The organism is Aquimarina megaterium XH134 (genome assembly GCF_000520975.1).
Classification (GTDB): domain Bacteria; phylum Bacteroidota; class Bacteroidia; order Flavobacteriales; family Flavobacteriaceae; genus Aquimarina; species Aquimarina megaterium.
On the sequence record NZ_JACB01000001.1, the window covers coordinates 18209 to 41299 of the forward strand.

A 23091-nucleotide genomic window follows, 5' to 3' on the forward strand; every position below is an offset into this window, starting at 1 on the left:
TCTGAAAAGAATGCAAATTAAAAATTAGCAGTTTACGGTTCTGATTGACTACAAATCAGACTTCTATTGAAATCTACAACCTTTTCAAAGTAATCTCACAATCCTCAAAACATTGGTTTTCAAGAATCCCAGCATTCTAATATAGCTATAGACGAATGGTATGTCTTTCGATAAAAACCATTCACCGACAGCAATATTCTACTCATCGAAATACCTTCTCGTACAGCGCAAATCGTGACTACTTTTGGAGTATAAACCTCAAAATACTACCATTATGAAAACAGGAATTATCATACCATGCTATAACGAAGAAAACAGATTAAATGTAACTGCTTTTTTAAACTTTATACAAAAGGAAAACGATTTCCACTTATGTTTTGTAAATGATGGAAGTAAGGATAACACTGTAGAAGTATTAAAGAAGATTCAATCTCACAACCCTCTTAAAGTAAGTGTTATTGATATCAAAAAAAATTCTGGAAAAGCTGCAGCAGTAAGAGCAGGTGCCAGATACTTACACAGTAGAGGTGATATAGAATTTATTGGTTTTATTGATGCTGATTTATCTACAGATTTTGAAGATTTTGACGGACTTTTAAAAACATTAAAAACAAATAAAAGATTAAGTTTTGTTTTTGGATCGAGAGCTAAAAACGCTTCAGATGATATCAAAAAAGATGGTATTAGAGCAATGATTTCAAAACTTATTAATATTCTTATTGTATTCATTTTGGGATTATCTATTCAAGATACACAATGTGGAGCCAAAGTGTTCAAAGCAGACCTGGTTCCTGTGATTTTTAACAAAAGTTTCTTTAGCAGATGGTTATTTGATGTAGAAATGTTTATAAAAATGAAAAAACACTTCGGTAAAACTGAAATTATGAATAAGATTTATGAACAACCTCTTAAAAGATGGGTTCATATGGAAGATTCTAAATTAGGATTAAAAGATTCATTAGAAATTCCTTACAGATTATTATCGATATGGTTTAACTATAATATACTTCAATCTTTACAGGTTTCATTTTCTAAAGAAATTACCGAACCTACAATAGAAGTATACGGAATGGCTACTCCGGCTTTAGCTGCCTAAGGTATAAGAATACCTTACAAAATTTGACTCGAAATTGCCCCTAAATATATCTATCAATAAAGAGAACATACTTTATACAAGTATGTTCTCTCTTTTTTTGCATCGGCTAATATAGTTACTTAGTAAATTTTACGATTGTATATTCTCTATTCACCATATCTCCCGATTTACTTTCGACAGTTTCTATTTTATCAATAATTTCGATTGATCTGAATGGTATTTTATTTGCCAAAGTTTTGACTTTATTAGCATCATACAATTCAAACCTTGAATCTACAAAAGGTAGTGTTTTCATGAAATCCATGCTAGCAAATGCTATAGAACACACCCCATCTTTTTTTAAAACTCTATAAATTTCTGCTAATAAAAAGAGTGGTTTTTCCCAAAAGTAAATTGTGTTTACCGACAGTATTTTATCAAAATAATGATCTAAAAAAGGAATCGTATTCCCATCGTAAAGTGAAAATATAGATTGGTTATTTTTCACAAACTTTTTGTTGAGCTTCTCAGATTCAGATTTCATTGATTCTGATATTTCTAAACCAACATACGATATGTCGTTTGCTTGCTTTAGAATTTCAGTAAGATGAATAGCATTACCATGTCCTAATTCTAAAACATGATTCTCTTTTTCGAGCTTTAAACTCTCAATCGTATTAAGGATCATCCCTAAATTAGACTGATTCATTTTTTTTGCTATTTCCAGACCAGAATCTCCACTAGGGCAACTTAATTGGGATGCTATTGCTTTCAACTCTTTTTCGGTCATAGCTTTTTCTAATATAAATTAATTGATAGTATATACTGCACAATGCCAGGTAAATTGATATGCTACGCTATCATATGTTCCTGGTTGTTTATCTTCGTGTGTTGCTTCAATCACATATCGGGTTTCAAAAGGCAAACCAAATGTTATCATTCCGTTCTTATCGGTTTTTACTTTTTTTGACCAATCCTCTTTTATGAATACTGTAACTTCTGCTTCTGCCAGAGGTTTATCTTTAAAAAGTATTTGAAGTTTAGCCTGTTTAGATGTTGTAGAAAGATCAACTATCGCTATACTTTCGGGATTTATGGCAACCGTTTTATGTGTCGTATTTTTTCCTACTTCTACCTTAGCAACCGAATGGTATTGTGGTCTAAAAATACCATAATCATATTGAGTATAATCTAAAACCTTATATTTCTTATTATCTAAAACGATAGAATATGTACCTTCGGATTTTGGAGTAAAATTAGCTACATGATAAGCTGATTTTGCTTTGGTCTCTAGTTTTATCTTATTCCCTTGTTGATCCACAACCCAAAGTGTAAAATGTTGTGCGTTTTGAAATACTTCACCATCTGTTTTTTCTGCTACTCCGCTAGCAAATTCTCCAAAATACACACGTATTTCGTGCTCTTGGTTTATCATTCCATTAGGATTGGTTTCTATCCAAAAGAAGTGTGCAAAAGTTTTTGTAGTACATAGTAATAATAGAATTACTAATCCTGTTATTTTTCTCATTTCTTATTGCTTTATACTTTGATTAAAAATGTAAAACACTCCTAAACCAAATTGTTCAGGAGTGTTTCTTCTCACAAAGATTAGATTAGTTAGTTACTTTAAAAATTCCTTTAAGTGCTAATCCTTGTACTTTAGCACCTTTGGTGGCTGTAGCTGTTTTAGGATCTACAATATACACATGTGTTTCTGTCCCTGCATAACTACTAAGGTATGCTTTACCATCTTCTACATACATCGGTGATGTATATCGGTTTGCATGGGTTGGCATTCCTTGTACATCGGTAACGGTTTTATTTTCTAAATCAATAATAACCAGCTTGAAAAAATCTCCTGTTTCTTTAAATACGCCCCAAGGCCCAACAGTATCGTCTATAATTATTCTAGCGATTGCTTTACCGTCTCCCACATAATCCATCCAGAATAATTTTCCTCCATTAGGTGCAGATTCTACATCAAAGAAATAACTTTTATCAAATTCTGTAGCTCCGTTTTTTATTCTTAAAATACCTGAAGGTTTTGTAGCAGAAGTAAAACCAGCACTTAATGCTGAAGTAGAAAACGAATAAATATCTCCATTTTCTGTTTTTTCGATCCCTGTGCTATGCCCATTAACTCCTATCGGACTAGTTCTATCATCATAAATTATTTTTTCTAATTCGAATTCGGGATATTTAAAAACTGCAACATAAGCTCTATTCACATCTGGTGTCACATAAGAACCATCGGCCATCCATTTATGATAAGAAACAAACAGTTTTCCGTCTCTTAAAACCATACCTGTTACCCAAGGAATCGTTCCTGGATTTTTTGCAGTACCATCTCCTTTATCAATATCAATAGGATGCTCAACAATTTTTTCTAGTTTACCTGTTTCTGCATTTATAATATGAAATCTCTTATCAGATAATCCACTATAAGTAAGTTCTACAGCCAATAGTGTTTTATCATCTATCGCTGAATAGTTATCTAAAGTTGATTGAAATGCAAAATTTCCTTTTTCTATTAATTTACCGTCTTTGTCTAATCCATAGGCAATACATTTGTCATCATCAGAATATCCTGCAGTAAAAACTGTATTTTTTACGTTATGAAAAAACCTCCAACCTTTTAGTGGTGTTCCTTGTCCTTCTACAGAGATTTCACCAGTTGTAAGTGATGCCAATGATGGCAATTCTAAGATATAGTCTACCGGAGATGCGTCCCCTACAGGAAGTGCCTGAAAACCAACTACATATTTTGAAGTAGAAGTTGGGGTTGGATCTATAACAGGCCCTCCGTCGTCGTCACTACTACAAGAAGTAGCTAGTATTGATATTGCTGCTAGCAACATCAAATATTTAATACAATTTATTATTTTCATTATGATATGATTTTATAGTTATTACTAGTTTTTGTTTGTTAAATAGTATCTTAATTTTACATAGAAAGCTCTTCCTGGCTGTTGTATTTCAAAATTGTCATACACTTTCTCGTCTGTTATATTTCGTGCCTGTACAGATATATTATAGGTTCCCTTTTTAAAAGAGTATCCTAGCTGTACATTATGTGACAGTTGTTCTGGTATAATATCTCTCTCATTTGGATCTCCCTCTACAAAAGAGGTAAGTGGATAATCGTGTACGTAGTAAGAACCCCAGGAGAATGTTACTTGATCGTTTGTAGAAAAAATATCTTTTAAATTACATCCTATTCTGGCATTACCAAATAGATATGGGATATTAGCAATTCGTTGATTTTTTAGAAAATCAACACCAGAATTCCCTCCTACATTACGATCTATAATATTTTGATAGGTTGCATTAAGATCCAGAAATAGAATATCATTATATAATGTTCTAATTTCTCCTTCCACCCCTGTACTTCTTGCTGCTGCAGTATTATAAAATCTAGAAAAAATCCCTTCAGATCGAATTGCAACAAAATTCTCTGATTCTCTAAGGAAAACGTTAGTATCAAAACGCAATTTGAACTTATTAATATCTGTATTTAAAAGAACTCCAAGATTTGCATTATAGCTTTCTTCTGGTAATAATTCGGGGTTTGATTTCAATAGAAACCCATCTCCAAATACCTCATAGCCATCAGGAATTCTAAATGTTTTCTCAAACGAGCCTTTTACCTGAACGTGATCAGAAAATTTATAGGTCGATGCAAATCCGTATCCCAGTTCTTCGAATGTATTCTCAATCTTTGTAAAACGATCTGCTTCTACAGTAGTAAATGAATCTTCAATAATACCTTCTGAGTTTAATAAATATCCTTTAGCGAATAGTGTGGTATTCCAGGTATCATCAAACAAGCCTAAATCATAGGATACACCAAATATATTTTTATCTATAATATGGGGGTCATTAAAAGGTATTCTTCCCACCCTGGCAGGATCTTCACCTCTTCTTTTAATATAATTCTTGGTAAAATTAATATTGAACTTGCTCCAGTCATTGATCTTATACCTTCCAAAAGCATTAATCAAATGTGTATTATCCTTAAATTCAAATAAAGTTTTACTAAATTCAAGTTCTCCTAAGTTTTGGTCTCCCCTTTCTATAAAATTACCAAACCAATCATATTTTCGTGCAGAAGTATCTACTACCTTATCATTATTTTGACCAATAGAAGCATATAACTTTACTTTTAACTTTTCCTTGAGTAGATTTGCTTTTTCATAAATGACAAAAGCCTTAGTTACATCATTCTCTGTAAAAACTTCGCCAAAAGGGTTCTGAGGATCAATAGGGTGCTGAATCTCATTTTTATTGGCTGATGCGGTAATCCCAACCAGTAATTTATCTGCAAATTTTTTATCTACAAAACCGGTTTCAACACTGATCATTTGTGAATTATATGCGTCATGAAATCGTCTTACATTATCACGTCTGATTCCTGTATCATTACCCAGTTCATCTCTTATTTCAATACCATCTATCTTATAATCATTATCAGAATAATTATAAAACGAAGAAACTTTTACAGCAAAGCCTTTTTTGCTATAATATTGTCCATTTATTGTAGCACGATGCGTATTAAAAGACCCCGTATCATAAGATACATCCAGGAAATTATTCTTGCGTTGGTTTGTAATAATATTTACTGCTCCTCCCAAGGCATCTGCTCCTAAATATATAGGAACAACACCTTTATAGACCTCAGCTCTCTCTACCAAAGTTGCTGGGAAATTATTTAGCGATAATGAGCTCCCAAAATTTTCTAAAGGAATACCATCGATAAAAAATTTAACCTGCTTACCAGATAAACCGTTTAATGAAAAGTCAAAACCAGAGCCTAAACCACCTCTCTGCCTTACATTTACACCAGGAATAGTCATTAAAATCGAGTTGACATCTACACTTACATTTTTAAGTCCTTTGGTCTGTACAACTTCAACTTCAAATGCCTTTTCTCTTGTATTTCGAGCGTTAGATTTTGCTTTTACAATCACATCACTTAACTCCTTAATATCTTCTTGTAGAACAATTGTTAAGGATGCAGTTGTTGAATTATCTACTACGATCTTCTTGATGTAGTTCTTAAAACCTACAAAACTAGCTTTTAGAGTATAGGATCCCGGAGGTATTTCTAAACTAAAGTTACCATCAAAATCACTTACAGTCCCTCTATCTTGATGTTCTAAAACCTGTATAGATGCTTCGGGAATCGGATTAGAATTCTGATCCAAAACCACGCCTGTTACCTTACTCTGAGCGTTACAGACCATTGCGTATAAAAACAGAAAAAAAAGAGCGCTGTTTTTTCTTAAAATAATCACTGACATTACAATTTTTTTTAAACAATTTAGTTTAGACTTTATATTATTATTTATATTTGGTCTAAATAAATTTAATTGCAAAATTAGTATCTAGGGAAAGAGAAAAATGACGCATTATGGATAAAAAAAGACGCAATATAGAGTCGTCAAAAACAACAAACTCAAACAATCAAAAAAAATGCACATTACTTACTGTTACAGAACTAATTAATACCCAGGAACACTGTGGTATACTTACAAAAAAATTTCAATTCCTACCTGAATATGGAGATGGTTATATAGAGTATATCCATTTTGATGGATTACATATAGCAATTTTTGATGTATCCTTAAACAAGGATTTCGATATTCATGGTACGTATGCGATAAATGCACTAGAGCTTTCTTACCTAATTGATGGTGAACAAATCATTAAAATTAATGAGAAAAATTATGATCTGATTTATGAAAGCCAGGAAAGTTATCTCGTATATATATCCCAAACTTCTGGGTCTATTAAATATCATAAAAACAAATATTTTAAAGAGATTAAGATCAGAATGAGTCTGGATTTTATCAAAAAACATAAACTCGACTCGGCATATGGAATTCGTGAAAAATATGAATTAGAAAAACAGGATAAAGAGTTTACAAAACCTCTATGTACCAAAACTCAGGAAATACTTGCAGAGCTATTAACCGATACTCGACAAGGCCTATTAAAACGTTTATTTCTCGAATCAAAAGTACTAGAACTACTATCTCTACAATTAGATATACAAAAGAATTCTAAAACTGAAATATTAAACACTGATAACCACCTAATTAAAAAGTTATATGAAGTCCAATTTATTATAAACTCTGATTTAACCATTCAATATTCTGTTCACGAATTAACCCGTATGGTTGGGCTCAATGACTTTATACTTAAAAAAGAATTTAAACGTGTTTTTGGTACAACAATCTTTGAGTATGCTTTGAATTTGAGAATGAGTAAAGCAAAAAAACTATTACAACACGGCAAAAAACCAATATATGAGATTTCAGAATTAGTAGGGTATAAAAATTCAACTCATTTTACTGCAGCTTTTAAAAAACTCGAGGGTATTACTCCTAAAAAATACAGACAAAGAGGATTAGAGACCATACGGTAAAACGACTTAATTATTCATATTAATGTTTCCTAACAAATTGACCTACTAACTTATCTTATTATTTTCTAGGATATCTTTATATTCTTTATGAAATAAAACTCCTAAGACTAATTCTTCTAATCCATCCAAAATTTCTGGAGTTAACTTAAAATTAATTTCTACTTGAGGAGTATTACATTTTATGGTTTTATAAGAGTTTTGATTATCGCAATTCTCACATTGACATCCTTTTCGGGCAGAGCGAATAACAGTAAGAAAAGTTTTTATTTCTTTATTATTCATCAAAACAGCAATATCACCTATTTGCAATTGTATTTTTTGTTGCGCTTCGTCGTCGTCTTCATTTTTTTTTACCGTATAAGCGGCACCAGTACTATTACAATATAATGGATCTAAAATATACATATCTATTAAATTTCGATATTCAAATTTATTGTATTATTTTTATTTAGAATAATTAAAAATAATATATTTTTGTAGAAATATTTAATGATAACCATTATGAAGAAAATAGGCTTGTTCTATGGATCAGATACCGGATGTACTGATGATATTACCAAAGATTTTGTTTCTCTTTGGGATAGTGAAGAGTTAGATGTAAGAGAAATTGATGATGTATCTAAAGAAGATTTTGATCAATTTAAAATCCTAATTTTAGGATTATCAACATGGTATGATGGTGATCTGCAAAGTGACTGGGAGACTTTCTTTGATGATTTTAAAGAAATTGATTTTACCGATAAAGTAGTGGCTATTTATGGTTTGGGAGATCAAATCGGGTATGGAGAATACTTTGTGGATGGTATTGGGATACTTGCCAAAGTCGTATTAGAAAATGGAGGAGAAATCATTGGGCATTGGCCCATCGAAGGATACCGATTTACAGATTCTGTAGCTGTCATAGAAGGAAAAGAAGATTATTTTTATGGTCTCGCATTAGATCATGATAACGAATCTCAATTAAGCGATGAACGTTTAGAAAAATGGATTCATCAATTAAAATTAGAATTAAAGCCTTATCTGGTACTAGAAGAAGCCATTTTAAGTTAATCTATTTTAGATTTCTACTTTAGCTTTTCTAGATTGTGCATTTATGAGAATTTCCATTTTACGAAGGTCAAATGTATTGATTTTCATACATGCCTCTACCCATAAATCTGTAACCTTCAAAAGTTCTTCTTTTTCTAGTGGAAAAACACTTTTCTTACATTGTATGTGATGGTATTCAAAATTGAAGTTCTCGGTTATTCTTTTAATAAAGAGATGTAAAGATACTAGAGCAGTTCCTTTTTCGGCCAATTCTTCAATTAATCCTAATGATTGTAAATATCTTGCTTTATAGATTCTTCCGCTTTTTATTATTGAATTGACATCTATTGCGTTTAATTTTCTATACAGTAAACTATAGGCTCCCATTCCTGGAAATAAATTAAATTTATTTTCGGGTAAACAAAACTGTACTTTTTCTTCCGTAATTATAAAATCATGTGCCAATGCACATTCAAACCCGCCTCCATACGCATTTCCTTCTACCAAAGCTACACTTATTACAGGCAGACCAAAAGAAGTGTAAATATTATAAATCGCATCTATACACAAATGCGCATAAGTCGTTAGGTTCTCTACATTTTTTGTTTTAATATTTTTTAAGAAAAAAGGAAGATCTCCACCCATATTATAGATTCCGTCATGTTCTGAAGCCGAAACAATAAATTTAAGAGGACGATCCGGGTGTGAAAAGTATTCTTTTACCCAAATTGCGAACTCCCTAAATTCCCGAAGACCATCCAGACAAAAATTTGGCATTCCCGTATCTTTGATTTTCCAAAATAAAAGTTCTTGCTCTTTGAAATATTCTATAGTAACACAATTAAATTGTCGCATGATATTAAGGTTTTTGTAGAGATATTGAATTTTTTGTGATATTATTTTGTTTTCTTGTTTTCTTCGACCAAAATGGTTTATCAAACAGTAATTTTTGGATTCCGAGTGTTAGCATTATATATAAAGGGATCAAAATCAGAACTGCTGTAATCCCAAATTGCTGGTATCCTAAAGCTCCCATTCCCCAACAAATAATTACCCATTGAATGATGTATATTGTAGTTACTCGTTTACTACAATAATATAGAAACTCAAAAACTCTGTTTGTCTTTATATAGGTAACTAAAATATGCGCTAACCACATTAGAACTAAATTGAATCCTGCCAGATAAATAGTTCCTCCTGGTCCTAAATGAAAATAATCTCCGAAATGATACTCAAAATTATAAAAACACAATCCGCCACCAATCAGCATCAAAAAAACACCTGCAATAAACATTCTTTTAAATATATGGGCATTACTTTTATTTTTCTCTTTATACCACATTCCGAAGAACATCCCAATAAGTATAAAAGAAAACCAAGGAAATACAGCAAAATATACATTCCACTTTGCTCCCCACATTAGGTCCAGGATATAATCCACACTTCCTATTCCTAATTGGAAACCGTGTACCTCCTTGGTTACTACAGCTATTATAAATGCAATAATTAATGGTACATATTTGTTTTTTGAAAATTTGTTTATAATTCCCATAAATAATAGAGAAACTCCTGCAAGTTGTAATATATCACCAGTAAGCAACATATAGATCATGTTATCTATAGTAGCAGGAACTGTCCAGCCATAGGCTTCTATAAAAGCATCTGGCATTGTCCCAATTAGAACTGGTAAGACAAATTTTAGAAAATTCATAATATACCCTGCAGCCAGAATATATAATGCCCGTTTTATAGACAATACTATGCTTTGATTTCTGGATAAGGTAAATGAAACTCCCATTGCAATTAAAAACATCGGAGTTCCTTTTCCTATAAAATGAACTACTCCTCCTAGCCAGGTATTTGATTGAGTAGGTATATCGCCATATATCCATAAGGTATGTACTATGATTACCATCAACACACTTACCCCTCTTGCCAAATCAATTGCTAAAATTCTATTACTATTATTATTCCTCATCTATATTTACGTTTGTGCTTCTTTTTGTGTTCGCTTTATTAACTCATCTCGTATCCACGCTTCAGATCTATAGTCACTTGCCTTTTTACCTCCATCAATATGGTTCCAACCAGGATACATAATCAAGTATTTTAATTTGTCTGATACTTTTTTTGCTGTTTTCATATCAGCCCAAAGTTCTTTCCATAGTAGCAATTGAATTTGCCATAAACTCTCACTATTTATACTATCTCCCATTAATCCATACACAGGTTTTTCGTCATCTAGTTCTACTTGTAGGGTTCCAAAAATTTTATCCCAAATAGAAAAAGTCTCTCCGTAGTTTGTATCTAAGTATTTATGATTTTTGGCATGATGTACTCTATGCAAAGAAGGAGTTATAAGGATCCACTCTAACCATGGCTGTCTACCGATTAGTTTTTCGCTCACATGTTCATAAAGTCCATACAAATTTGCTATTAACTCGATGATAAAAATCATAAAGGGGTCAAATCCTAATAGAGGAAGCCATAATATGGTATGCGGCATGTGCAAAAAAATAAGAAATGATCCTCGTACCGCTACCGTTAGCTTCATTTCTTCTGCGGTATGATGCACCCCATGGATACACCAAAAGAATCTAATTTTATGCCCTATAAAATGCAATACATAAAACATAAAATCATATAAAAAATAGGCCAGCACCCATATATACCATTCATATCCTAAGGTAAATAAGCGATATTCATATCCCCACATCATTATCCCCAAAATCACAATCTTACCCAAAAAAATGTACGGAATCGATTCTAATATATAGGATACTATATTTACTACACCTTCTTTATGGCTTTCTATTTTTCTGGTTATAAACAGAATAACCCATTCTATAACGACAAGAGTTATAATAACAATTCCAGAAATACTCTGAAACTTATCTAACCATATTTGAATTGTTTCGTTCATGCTTTGTTAGAATAAATAGGTTAAACTGATCTTCTTTTATGAGTTACTCATAGCCGGAATCCTTACTTTATTATTACGATACTCTGCAATAGGGTTTTTAAGGGTTCCTACTAATTGTAAACTCTCTATAGGGTCTGCCAGATTCAGCATTTGTTTTGTATTTTTCAATTGTAATCTATTGAGGCAACATCTATCAAATTCTGGCACAAAAAGGTCATATTTCTTGAATTGTGCTTCTAATTCGGGGTGTTTTTGTTGATATGTGTTAATGCAATCGGCAACCAACTCCCAGAATAGTCCTTCGGGATACTCACAATATTCTTCTAGTATATCTCCCATAAACCTAAAAAAGCAATCAAACACATCTGTAAAAATTGAAAGTATTTTCATTTTATCAGAGGTTTCGGTATACAAGCGTTTTACTTCTTCGGGTAAGTTTAATTCAGAATTAAAAACGATTACTTCTTCGGTAATATCTTTCATTAGCGCCTTTACAGGAGTATGATTTTCCATGACCATAATCAGATTTTCGCCATGTGGCATAAAAACCAACTCATAAGCATAGAAACAATGCAATAAAGGACTTAGATAACACTGTAGATATTTTTTCAACCAGGTTTCGGTATCAAATGAAGAAGCTTGTATCAATTCTGCTAACAATGAAGTATTATCATTATCTATATGTAAAAAGGCTGCCATGGTCATTACCTGTTGACTTTCTTTAATCTTAGACCCAGGAACTTCTCTCCATAAAGCAGAAAGCATCTTATTATGAGCATTTGTCTTACCTAAAACTTCGTAATCAAGGTTTTTATATCCAACAGTAGCAACTTCACCCAGCATGGTAAACCCTGTTTTTTTAAGGTATTTATCATCTTTAAGCAATTCGGTTATCCAAGCAGTGATATGGGGTGTACTTTGCATATAATATGGAGAAAGCCCCCTCATAAATCCCATATTTAAAATAGATAGTGCTGTTTTGGTGTATAATTTATCAGGAGCCGTTTTATTGTATAATGTTCTTATCGATTGTTGCGCAGAATATTGATCTTCTCCTTTTCCCAGAAACACGAGATCCATGTTTGCTATATCGGCTGCAAAAATATGAATGATCTTATTATGCCATTGCCAAGGGTGAACGGGTATAAAAATGTAAGACTCCATATCCAATCCTAAATCTTCTAATACATCATTAAATTTAGCTATAGTAGAAACTCCTAGTTCTCGCCTCATTAATAATTTATATTCAAACCCTTTTACCGCTGTAAATGTTGCTTTATCGCGATGGCCTGCCAGCCATATAATTTGAAACGTATTGTCGGTTTCGGGAGCATATTTAATGTAATCTTCGGCGTCAAAACCTATACGCCCATTATTAGCTACAAAACAGGGATGCCCTTCGGTCATTGCATGTTCGATTACCTGAAAACTACATTGAACCAATTCTCTTGAAGAGCATTTTTTATTATGATATTTATATGCTGCTCCGGATAAAGTACTGGTAATCTCTTCGAGGTAGGTGGGCAACATATCATCAGAAATTCCTAAAGTATATCTAAATTCTAAAATAAAATGTATGGCATCTACAGTCACCAGATTTCCATTTCGTCTTTTTACAAGGCTATTCTCATCGATATGCCAATGATCAAGACTTCGTTTTTTGGCTTTAAACTCATAGGTAATTCCTGGTAAATCTGAGACCAAAACAAAATGTCCCCAATATTTTTCCTGATACTGTGGTTTTGGTTGTAAAAGTAATTCGTGTGTAAATTCACTAATTGCTTTTTTAACAAGAGCTCGATTTACTTTTTTCCAAATATCGAGTCTTAGATGATCAAGATTAACTTCTGGTTGGATTACCATATCTAACTTAGTCATTGATTTTATTTTTATGTGCTATATTTTTATTGTCTTCTCGTAAGAGTGCTTTCTTGTAATCTTTCTTATTGCAAAAAGCTAATGCTGCTGTTTTATGAGGTAATTCAATCTCTTTATGATATTGAAACCCTGCTCGTTTATTGAGTACATGAATTTTTTCATTTCTCACATCTGGTTCTACAACAATGCGATTGGTTTGAGGATCACTAAACAGATATTCGAGAATTGTAGAAAATACATGCCAGGTAAAATTTGGAATCTTTTTTTTGATGGGGCTAACCAAAATATGCATTCCACAGTCTCCTTCCTTTGCTTCATAACAAGCTGAAATAGGATCTTTTACAGCAAGGTAACGTTCCATTAAAAAAATTGGTTGGTTATTTAGCACACCTATAAAAGCATCATGATGATCTGATTCGACTATTTCTTGATACGCAAGTCTTACTTCTTCTAAAGTATGCTCTTGCATACCCCAGTAAGTAGCATAAGGCCTGGTAACCCAATCGTGGATAGTTTCTATATCTTTTTCTATATCCAAAAGACGTAAATGTATATCTCCGAGCTCTTTAATAGTTCTAGAAAAAACTGTGGATGGTATGGTTGCTGCGTTATTCATAAAAAAGGATCTTATACTAGAGGGCTGGGTTTTTCTTTTCTAAAAGCAGCAATAGGGTTTTGTAATCGTCCTGCAAACTGAAGTAAAGCAACAGGATCATCCAGATCAATCATCTGTTTATTGTTGTTTAATTGTAGCCTGTTAAGACACGATAGATGAAATTCTGGCGCAAAAAGATCGTATTGTTTAAATTTGGCTGCTTTTTCTGGATAACGTTGCTGATATTGATGTATATTTTCTGCTACTAACTCCCAGAAATTCTCTTCAGAATATCCAGCATGTTCAACCAGGATATGGGACATGAATCTAAAAAATCCATCAAAAATATCTGTAAAAATAGATAACAATTTCACATCTTCGGGAACAGGAGCATACATACGTTTCAAGTGCTCGGGTAATTTAACTTCCGGACTAAGAATGCAGGCTTCTTCGGTAATATCTTTCATTAATATTTTCACCGGTATGTTATTTTCTAATACCATAATGATATTTTCGCCGTGAGGCATAAACACCAAATCGAAATGATAAAAACAGTGTATTAGCGGACTTAGATATGCTTTAAAATAATTCTGTAACCATTCTGAGATAGATAAGCCTGAGGCAGCAATAATTTTGGGTAGTAATGCTTCTCCGGTTTGATCAATATGTAGAAAAGCGGCCATTGTCATTGGTTTTTGGCCATCATCTATCATACCCATCGGGCTTTCTCTCCATAATGAGGCCAGCATTTTATTATAGTCATTATGTGGCCCAAACTCCTTGAAATATGGATTTACATAACTAACAGAACCTATTTCTCCCAGCATCTTAAATCCTGTTTCTTTAATATAAGAATCATTATATAATAATTCTTCTAACCAAACTGCCATTTTTGGAGCTGTACCCAAATAGTATAAAGGTAATCCTCTCATAAATCCCATGTTTAAGATAGAAAGGGCGGTTTTGGTATACAGTTTATGAGGGTTCGAAATATTAAACAATGTACGTATCGATTGTTGCGCCAGGTATTGATCAGGACCATAACCCAAACAAATCAAGTTTCCTTTGGCAACCTCTGGAGAGAATATATTGGCCAATTTATTAAACCATTGCCAGGGATGCATAGGAATGAAATAATACTCATCTGGATCAAAACCTTTATTCTTTATTATGGTATTAAAAGACAAAATAGTATCTGCTCCTAATTCTTGTTCAATTAAGGTTTCATACGGTAAATCCTCGATAGCAGCATATACGGCACTACTCTTATGGCCTGCTAACCATATGAGGTAAAAAGAATTTCCGGCTTCGGGAGCATATGATCTATAGTCGCTACTATCAAATCCTATTCGGCCATTATTAGCTACAAAACCAGGATGACCTTCCATCATTGATTGCTCGATAGTCTGAAAATCTGCAGAGACCAAATCTATAGCCAAAGGATTTTTTTTCACATGTTTAAAAGCGCTTCCGTACAGAGTGCTAATAATTTCTTCGAGATATACAGGCATTGTAGTAGTATCAATCCCTAATTTTTCTCTAAACTCTTTGATAAATAAAATAGCATCTAGCCTTACCGATTTTTCGGATTCATATTTCTGAATAGAAACTTCGCTAATCCATAAATGATGTAATGCCAATTGTTTTCCTCTAAATTCATATCGAATCTCTGGGTTATCGGCTTCCAAAGTATACCTATTCCAACCATCTCCCAGTTTTTCTACTATTCTGGGCTGTATAAGCAACTCATGGCTAAATTCGCATATTGCTTTTTTGATTAGTAAAGTATTTACTTTAACCCATAATTCTGGTTGTATATGGGATACAGATTGTTGGGGCGAAACGGCGTTGTCTAATGTATTCATTGCACTTCGTTTATGGATTTGTGGAAATAATTTAAGTTGGTTATGTTTTTGTCTGGTTAAGAAAGCGAGTTGTGCTGTTTTATGCGGAAGTTCGACAATAGTATCAAGCTGAAAACCTACACGTTGGCAAATCGAAAACATCTTTTTATTTCGTATATCGGGCTCTACTATAATTCGATGTATTTTTTCATCCTGAAAAACAAAATTCATGATCGTATCAAACATATACCATGTAAAGTTTTCAATTTTACCTTCGGATGGCGGTGCTACTATAATATGAATCCCGCAGTCATTGCTCTGGGCCGAATAATATTTTCCGATAAGATCTTGTTGTGGATGATAACGTTCTAAAACAAAAACAGGTTGTTCTCTATATACACCAACAAAAATATCGTAATGATCTGGTCGTATTAATTTGGCATATTCGGCTTTTACCTTTTCAACCGAACTTTGTTGCATACCCCAGAATAAAGCATAATCTCGATTTACCCAATCGTGTAATACAATACTGTCTGTTTCAACATCAAAATGTCGTATATGAATATCACCAAAGTTCTTATATGATGACGAAAACTCATATCCTTCTTTTGCAGATGTTACTAAACCTGTATGTTCTTGTACTGACATATAAAATCTTTATGTTTTTGCTAGATTCTTTGCTCTTGCTCTAATTGTTGTTCTGATAAACATGAAATAGTACATTGCTAGTGCAATGAAAAAACCTGCTAATGCTACTGTAAATGGAATTTGTAACCCGTGTTGATCTACCACAATCCCTACGGAAAAAGAAGCTAGTAATACTCCCAGGTTTTGAAAAAAATGGACCTTACTGTAATCGATAGCATAAGAATTTGGTGAACTAAACTCAAACAGTAATACATCAAAACGCACTACTCCCTGAAAAATCGCCCAACCATAAATAATTCTTCCTACAATCACAATGGCCTCAACAGGAAGTCCTTGAAGTATGAGTCCAATCATTCCTAGAAATAATGCTGATATGATACTCTTATTTTTATTTTTTGGACTATACTTTGTATTGATCCACAGTGCAATTAATGCTACAAAACCAGGTATCGCATATATGCTTCCAGAAATTAATTTACCATCATAATCAGAGAGGCTTTCCCAGTATAATGAGAAAAAAGGGCGGATTAGAAAATCACTAAAATATAAGATCATCGTTACTAACCCAATCTTAAGGATAAAACCTTGGGGAATAATTTTATCCTTAGCATCAAGAGTCGATTGAGTTTCAATAATTTTATTTGTATCATATTTTTTGCTACGCAGTACATACATACTTATTCCCATTTGCATAAAATCTCCAGCGGCCATCGCCAGAAAAATATAACTGGCATCAACAAAATCTACTGTCAATCCACCAATCACTGCTCCTAAAATCCCTCCTAGATGTACAACAACAGAGAGCACTCCTATCGTGCTTGTGTGCTCTTTTTTGGTAATAATTTTTAAGATATAAGGGTATACCAAAAGATAACTTCCTTTAAATAATACCATAACCAAGGATATGATCCAGAAATTAATATAAGAGGTGGTCCAATAACAGTATAATGCTAATATTCCTGCTACACATTGCGTATACACCAAAATATTTAACTCAGCTACTTTTTTGGATACATATGCCCAAAACGGAAATGCAATCATCACCATAAAGCAAATAGCGGCAAAATAATACCCTACATATTTGGGGTCTGTAACCCCAAAGCGAGCTTCAAAAAACTGTGGATAAAAGGGGTGTAGCAAATAATCGCTTACTACCGCTACCAGAGTCATGAGAATAAGGATTTTTTTTAGAGTCATTGTAGGGTTACAATTTATAGACCTCACAGGTCTTAAAGACCTGTGAGGTCTGTTTATGATTTACCTTAAAACAGGTTCCTCTATACTAATTTCTTCTTCCCGAGTCACTTCAAATTGTTGAAAAGCAATACGTTTTTCTATCGGATAATGCTCTTTTCCTGTTAGTTCTTTAATGATAAAAGAATTGCGATAGCAAGCCATTCCTAAATCTGGAGTTACGAACCCATGGGTGTGCAATTCTACATTTTGTACGTAGATGTCCTTACCTTGCTTATCGATACTATAATTGCGATGTACATCATATCGGTTTTTATCATCCCACTTAATCCGATCTGCTATACCTTCTATAAATTCTGGTTTCTGATAGGTATAGCCAGTTGCTAGTATCAATGCCTCTGTTTGGTGTCGGTATTGTTTATCTTGTTCAATTTGGTGTAATTCGAGATCAAAAGTATCGTGATTTTCATTATACGCTGCAGTGGTCAATTCAGAATTAGTACGCAATGATATCTTAACATCATTAGTCAACTGCTTGGTATAGATTAGATCATAGATATCTGCAATTAGATCTTGATTAATTCCTTTATAGAGATGTTTTTGATTTTGAATTAAATGATCCTTTTTATTCTGTGGCAGATTATAGAAGTAATCTACATACTCTGGCGAAGTCATCTCTAGAGTTAATTTAGAATACTCTAATGGAAAGAACCTTGGAGATCTGGTAATCCAGTTTAATTGATATCCTTTTGTTTCAATATCTTGTAAAAGGTCATAAAAAATTTCTGCTGCACTTTGCCCGCTACCTAAAATGGTAATAGATTTTTTGGATTGTACTACTGCTTTACTCTTTAGATATGATGAAGAGTGAAATGCTTTTCCTTCTAATTGCCTGCAACATCCCGGAACATAAGGTTGAGTCCCTGTACCTAAAACCAGTTTTCTTGCTTTGTATATTTTTAAGTCATCGGTCTGTGTACATTTTGAGGTAACAACATAATACTCTTCTTTTTCATTATATTGTATATGAGTTACTTCGGTATTAAAAAACAAGTTAGGCAGTTTTTCTATTACCCACTGGCAATATTGATTGTATTCATTTCGAAGTAGTAAGAAATTTTCTTTTATATAGAAGGAATACATGCGTCCTTGTTTTTTGATATAATTCAAAAAACTAAATGGGCTGGTAGGATCTGCCAGAGTTACCAAATCTGCCATAAACGGAATCTGTAATGTTGTATCTTGAAGTAACATCCCAGGGTGCCAGTCAAACTTAGAGCTTTTGTCTAAAAAAACCCCTTCTAACCCATCAATAGGTTCGGTTAAACAAGCTAGTCCCAGGTTAAAAGGACCAATTCCTACCGCTACAAAATCTATTATTTTAGTATCACTCATCATCGTATTATTTTAATTATTTGTGGCATAGATTAGCCCTTGTTCTTTGATCATTTTAACAACCTCTATAAGGTCTTCTTTTGTCGTTCTCGGATTTAACAAGGTAAATTTTAGGTAGGTTTTACCATTTAGTTTAGTGCTGGCTACAGAAGCTTTACCTGCATTAAAAAGCGTATTTTTAATATATAGATTCACAGTATCCAAGATTTTTTCATCAGATACACCAGGAATCTTAAACCGAAATACAAGAGTGCTTAGTTCTGGTTTGTGCGCTACTTCAAAATAGATATCATCCTTAATGATGTAATAAACTTCACGGGCTAGATGGTGTACTCTTTCTAGAAATCCTCCCAAATTTTTAGCTCCGGTTACTTTTAAAGTAAACCATAGTTTTAAAGCATCGAATCGCCGAGTAGTCTGAATAGATTTTTCAATCAAATCCGGATGTTCTTCATCCCTGTTTTCTATAGGATTAAGATAATCTGCATAGTAAGAAATATATTTAAAATACTTTGTATCTCTAACCAGGAAGGCACTAGAGCATACTGGTTGAAACAAAGTTTTATGAAAATCGACTGTCATCGAATCGGCATATTCTACGCCATTAAACATATGTTTATGGGTATCGGTTAGCACATAACATCCTCCGTATGCTCCATCTACATGAAACCAGATATTATACTCATTTGCAATTTTAGAGATCGTTTGCAAAGGATCAAAACTTCCAAAATCTGTTGTCCCAGCTGTAGCGACTATAGCAATTGGTATATTACCTCGTTGTTTTTCTTTTTCTATAGCCTGTACCAGAGCATCTACTTTCATTTTCATCTTATCGTCTGTTTCTACAGGTATTACAGCATCATATCCCATACCTAATAAAGCTGCATTTTTTTTGATACTGAAATGTGCTTTATTTGAACAAAAAATACGAAACTTACTAACCTCATCAGACCACCCATTCTCTTTTAGGTTGATTCCATAATGTGTAAATGCGTAATGATCTCGCGCCATCAAAAGTGCCTTAAAATTGGATTGTGTACCTCCGCTGGTAAAAACACCATCTGATTCTGCAGGAAAATTCATTTCATTACAAATCCAACGAATCATCTCTTTTTCTATTAAAGTAGCAGACGTACTTTGATCCCAGGTTTCAATCGCTGTGTTAACAGATGAAGCTATTAAATCTCCTACCAATGCCGGTAATAAAACGGGGCAATTAAGATGCGCTACATAATGAGGATGATGAAAAGAAATGGCATGATCAAGAAATACATCTTTAATCTCTCGCAATGCCTGATCCAAAGATAAATTAGTTTGTGAATTTACTGAAATTCCTTCTTTGCGAGACTTAAGCATTTCTGCAGATTCTCCACTATAAAAACAGTCATTATCTAAAAAGGTTTTAATATACTGAACAGCTTTTTGGATATATTCTTCGTATTCATATTTAGAATGAGCGTCAAAAAGATAGTCAATCGCGAGGTCAGGTTTAAGGGTAATTTGAGTATCCAACATTATTATTTTTATTTAATCTAAATAAATTATAACGCAAAATTAAGTATCAATTGAAATAACTAAATGACGGAAATTGGATAAAAAATGACGTGAATATTTAACTAGGTGTTACTTAACACATATCTTATATTATTTTAAAATTTTTCAAATAAATACTAAGACAGTTTAAACATTTTTAACTCTTAAATAATTATGGTTTGAATGCTAAAAAGCTCAACCTTTCACAATCTACACCTTTGATATTAACCCGTTTAAATAATCTTTAAAATTGTTTACACTTTACCTGTCTCTATATACTATTGCTTAGATCGAAGTATTCTAAAAACTGTATTTCGGTATATAACATGTAGTAATGACCTAGATTCTAAGCCACTCTCTAGTTTAAATAGTCAGAAATTTCAACATATCTAACATCTTCTCTATCCTCATAAAAATCTTTCAAAACTGCTCGATGAGCTCCTCCTATAATAACTAAAAGTCTATCATCTTTTTGAGTTTGCATATCAATATTAGCCATAATATGAAAATTACGTTCCCACCATTTTGAAACAAACTGTACTCCAATATAAGTCGAATCGGAAACAAACTGGGCGGTTCCTTTTAAATATTGATTCTTATTTTTTAAATCTTCTTCATTTGAGTTTTTATACGCAAAGTATTCTAATAGTGTTGACTTTTTTAAACGCTTAGAATCTTCTTGATCATTTTCTTTGATACTTGATAAGAAAGTTTCAAACTTTTGCTTTTCATATTCTTCTGCATATTTCGACAATGGCCCAAAAGGAAGTGATATTTTTTGATCTATACAATAAAGCTTTTGGTGTCCTAACTCTTTGGCAAGACGAAAACCTAATTGGTCAATTTCATTAATACTTAGCGTATATATACCATTGAGATATTCTTTATAATCATCATTGAGTTTATCTTCTTTTCTGTAAGGATATTCGACCATAATTTTTGTTGGCCTGTATGTTTTAAGTGCTTCTATTAACAAACGAATTTCTTTTTGCCTTTTAGTCGACCTAAAATCATCAAGATCCATCGATGAATAATCTGAAGTAGTGGCAAAATGGAATGTACCAAATAAAGCAATACTAGGTGATTTTATTTTTTCTTTAGACGATTCTAATCGTTTAGTTTTCTCACATGACAGAAATGATAAAATAACAGAGAATACTAGTACAGAAAACAGGTTTTTAGGATTCATTAGTAACACGTTTATAGTAAAGATGTTAATTTACTCAAGTTGTTACAAAAAAAGAGAAGAATGATAAATAGCAATCAAAGAATGATAAGTAATGACTGTTTTTTGAAAGAAAAATTTTGAATATTCCTTAAAACACAAGTAAGCTCTCACAAAATGCATTGATAATTATTCATTTGCTTATATAGGAATAAGTAACGAGCATTTTGTGAGAGTTTATCTACTATCTCTTTTGACCAAGAAATGATTATTTTTTTGATTTCACGATACTCTCAATTGGTTTCCCTGCATTTTTAACAGAATATACATTTCCCATAACCGCAGCAACAGTAGCTGCTATTTGGTTGCTATATAATTGTTCGGTATTTTTTACTTCTCCCAGAGTTGTTATTCCTTTTCCAAAAGCAACAATCCATACCTGCCCTGCATCTTTTATCTTTGTTCCATGGCTCTTCCAGGTATCCAGAGGATCTGTTCCTCGACCATGATCTGTAGAGATAATAAAGACGGTATTATCTTTATAATATGCATCCTGCTGTGTAAACTCCCATAATTCTTTTATCATACCATCTGTATTATGAGCAGCTTTTAGGTAGGCTTCATAATCTCCATCATGAGCAAAATCATCTGTTTCACCATATGCAATATACACCAAGTCGGGATGGTTTTTCTTCATATACTCTACTGCATAGTGATGTGTAAAAGCATCTAAACGAACCGTACCCCAAGGGCTCGGAATCTGATCCTGCAACTGGTTTAAAAATACTTCTCTTTGATTAAGGTCATTTCCTGTTGCAGCTTCAAAACCTGCATTAACAGGAACCCCAGAACGATCTTCATTTACGATATACGGAAATACATCCCAGCTTCCAAAGGCAGCTACTTTTCCTTTATAACCTGGTAGATTATTTGTTATTTCCAATACTGTTTTATTTGGGTTATTTATCTTTTTATTACTATTGATATTTTTATCATCAGCAACCCCGGTTAAAATCTCATTGTATCCCGGATATGAAAACCACATATTGTTTGTTAGATCAACTTTACTTCCTGCGTTTCTATTTCCGTGTAGTTGACCCATAGCAGTGATTTTTTTCCAAAAAAATGGCATCAGAGCTTCTCTTCGATCTTTTGCTTTTGATCTCCAAAAATCTGCTTTTAACTTTGTAGTATCATTTACATACGTCTTATTTGTTACTAATAGAGAATCGGCACCTGTATAAAGTTCTTGCCAACGTAACCCATCTAAAGTGATCAAGATTACTTTTGGCGAATTTTCTTTTTGCGCATTGCCATTAACTGCAAACAAATGCAAAGCAAGAAAAACTATAAAGATTATATTTTTTTTCATCTGTTTATATGTA

Annotated in this window: 19 protein-coding genes; 3 read left to right on the forward strand and 16 right to left on the reverse strand. The window is 32.8% G+C overall.

Features of this window, described 5'->3' with window-relative positions; genetic code table 11:
- The first annotated feature begins 274 nt into the window (after positions 1-274).
- Positions 275-1096 carry a dolichyl-phosphate beta-glucosyltransferase gene (locus tag Z053_RS0100060; RefSeq protein ID WP_025662987.1) on the forward strand — a complete coding sequence of 274 codons (822 nt, stop codon included), beginning with the start codon at positions 275-277 and terminating at the stop codon, positions 1094-1096.
- 115 nt (positions 1097-1211) lie between these two features.
- Here Z053_RS0100060 and Z053_RS0100065 read toward each other — a convergent pair whose 3' ends face one another.
- From Z053_RS0100065 to Z053_RS0100080, 4 genes are all read right to left on the reverse strand, one after another.
- Entirely contained in the window at positions 1212-1865 is a 654-nt protein-coding gene (locus tag Z053_RS0100065; RefSeq protein ID WP_025662988.1) for a class I SAM-dependent methyltransferase, read from the reverse strand.
- A gap of 18 nt (positions 1866-1883) precedes the next feature.
- Entirely contained in the window at positions 1884-2603 is a 720-nt protein-coding gene (locus tag Z053_RS0100070; RefSeq protein ID WP_025662989.1) for a DUF4198 domain-containing protein, read from the reverse strand.
- An 85-nt stretch (positions 2604-2688) separates the two neighbouring features.
- Positions 2689-3963, reverse strand: a complete 1275-nt coding sequence (locus Z053_RS27590; protein WP_035094505.1) for a DUF4374 domain-containing protein — start codon at positions 3961-3963, stop codon at positions 2689-2691.
- A 24-nt stretch (positions 3964-3987) separates the two neighbouring features.
- Positions 3988-6375 carry a TonB-dependent receptor gene (locus Z053_RS0100080; RefSeq protein WP_051475956.1) on the reverse strand — a complete coding sequence of 796 codons (2388 nt, stop codon included), beginning with the start codon at positions 6373-6375 and terminating at the stop codon, positions 3988-3990.
- Between the two features lie 110 nt (positions 6376-6485).
- Between Z053_RS0100080 and Z053_RS0100085 the strand changes: the two genes are divergently transcribed.
- A complete protein-coding gene (locus Z053_RS0100085) occupies positions 6486-7502 on the forward strand; it encodes an AraC family transcriptional regulator (protein ID WP_152538228.1) in 1017 nt (338 codons plus the stop codon).
- 45 nt (positions 7503-7547) lie between these two features.
- Here the strand turns inward: Z053_RS0100085 and Z053_RS0100090 are convergent, their stop codons facing one another.
- Positions 7548-7907: a hypothetical protein gene (locus tag Z053_RS0100090; protein WP_025662992.1), complete on the reverse strand. Its 360-nt coding sequence runs from the start codon at positions 7905-7907 to the stop codon at positions 7548-7550.
- A 96-nt stretch (positions 7908-8003) separates the two neighbouring features.
- Between Z053_RS0100090 and Z053_RS0100095 the strand changes: the two genes are divergently transcribed.
- Positions 8004-8552, forward strand: a complete 549-nt coding sequence (locus tag Z053_RS0100095) for a flavodoxin (RefSeq protein ID WP_025662993.1) — start codon at positions 8004-8006, stop codon at positions 8550-8552.
- A 6-nt stretch (positions 8553-8558) separates the two neighbouring features.
- On the opposite strand, the gene Z053_RS0100100 is transcribed toward Z053_RS0100095, so the two are convergent.
- From Z053_RS0100100 to Z053_RS0100150, 11 genes are all read right to left on the reverse strand, one after another.
- A complete protein-coding gene (locus tag Z053_RS0100100) occupies positions 8559-9386 on the reverse strand; it encodes a crotonase/enoyl-CoA hydratase family protein (protein ID WP_025662994.1) in 828 nt (275 codons plus the stop codon).
- 4 nt (positions 9387-9390) lie between these two features.
- Entirely contained in the window at positions 9391-10509 is a 1119-nt protein-coding gene (locus tag Z053_RS0100105; protein WP_025662995.1) for a heparan-alpha-glucosaminide N-acetyltransferase domain-containing protein, read from the reverse strand.
- 6 nt (positions 10510-10515) lie between these two features.
- On the reverse strand, positions 10516-11454 hold the full coding sequence (locus Z053_RS0100110; protein ID WP_025662996.1) for a sterol desaturase family protein: 939 nt from the start codon (positions 11452-11454) through the stop codon (positions 10516-10518).
- A gap of 36 nt (positions 11455-11490) precedes the next feature.
- Complete coding sequence (locus tag Z053_RS0100115) at positions 11491-13332, reverse strand: IucA/IucC family protein (RefSeq protein WP_025662997.1); 1842 nt, start codon at positions 13330-13332, stop codon at positions 11491-11493.
- The gene (locus tag Z053_RS31880) at positions 13325-13948 is read right to left on the reverse strand and encodes a GNAT family N-acetyltransferase (protein WP_025662998.1); all 624 of its coding nucleotides are present in this window, start codon (positions 13946-13948) and stop codon (positions 13325-13327) included. Before Z053_RS31880 ends, Z053_RS0100115 begins: the two co-directional genes overlap by 8 nt.
- Positions 13949-13959: 11 nt before the next feature.
- On the reverse strand, positions 13960-16419 hold the full coding sequence (locus Z053_RS0100125) for a GNAT family N-acetyltransferase (protein ID WP_025662999.1): 2460 nt from the start codon (positions 16417-16419) through the stop codon (positions 13960-13962).
- Between the two features lie 9 nt (positions 16420-16428).
- Positions 16429-17616: an MFS transporter gene (locus Z053_RS0100130; RefSeq protein WP_025663000.1), complete on the reverse strand. Its 1188-nt coding sequence runs from the start codon at positions 17614-17616 to the stop codon at positions 16429-16431.
- Positions 17617-17676: 60 nt separating this feature from the next.
- A complete protein-coding gene (locus Z053_RS0100135; RefSeq protein WP_025663001.1) occupies positions 17677-19008 on the reverse strand; it encodes a lysine N(6)-hydroxylase/L-ornithine N(5)-oxygenase family protein in 1332 nt (443 codons plus the stop codon).
- A 12-nt stretch (positions 19009-19020) separates the two neighbouring features.
- Positions 19021-20523: a pyridoxal phosphate-dependent decarboxylase family protein gene (locus Z053_RS0100140; RefSeq protein WP_025663002.1), complete on the reverse strand. Its 1503-nt coding sequence runs from the start codon at positions 20521-20523 to the stop codon at positions 19021-19023.
- A 376-nt stretch (positions 20524-20899) separates the two neighbouring features.
- Positions 20900-21730, reverse strand: a complete 831-nt coding sequence (locus Z053_RS0100145) for a DUF5694 domain-containing protein (protein ID WP_025663003.1) — start codon at positions 21728-21730, stop codon at positions 20900-20902.
- Positions 21731-21974: 244 nt separating this feature from the next.
- Positions 21975-23078, reverse strand: coding sequence for an alkaline phosphatase family protein (locus Z053_RS0100150; RefSeq protein ID WP_025663004.1), 1104 nt, complete (start codon positions 23076-23078; stop codon positions 21975-21977).
- Between the last annotated feature and the right edge of the window lie 13 nt (positions 23079-23091).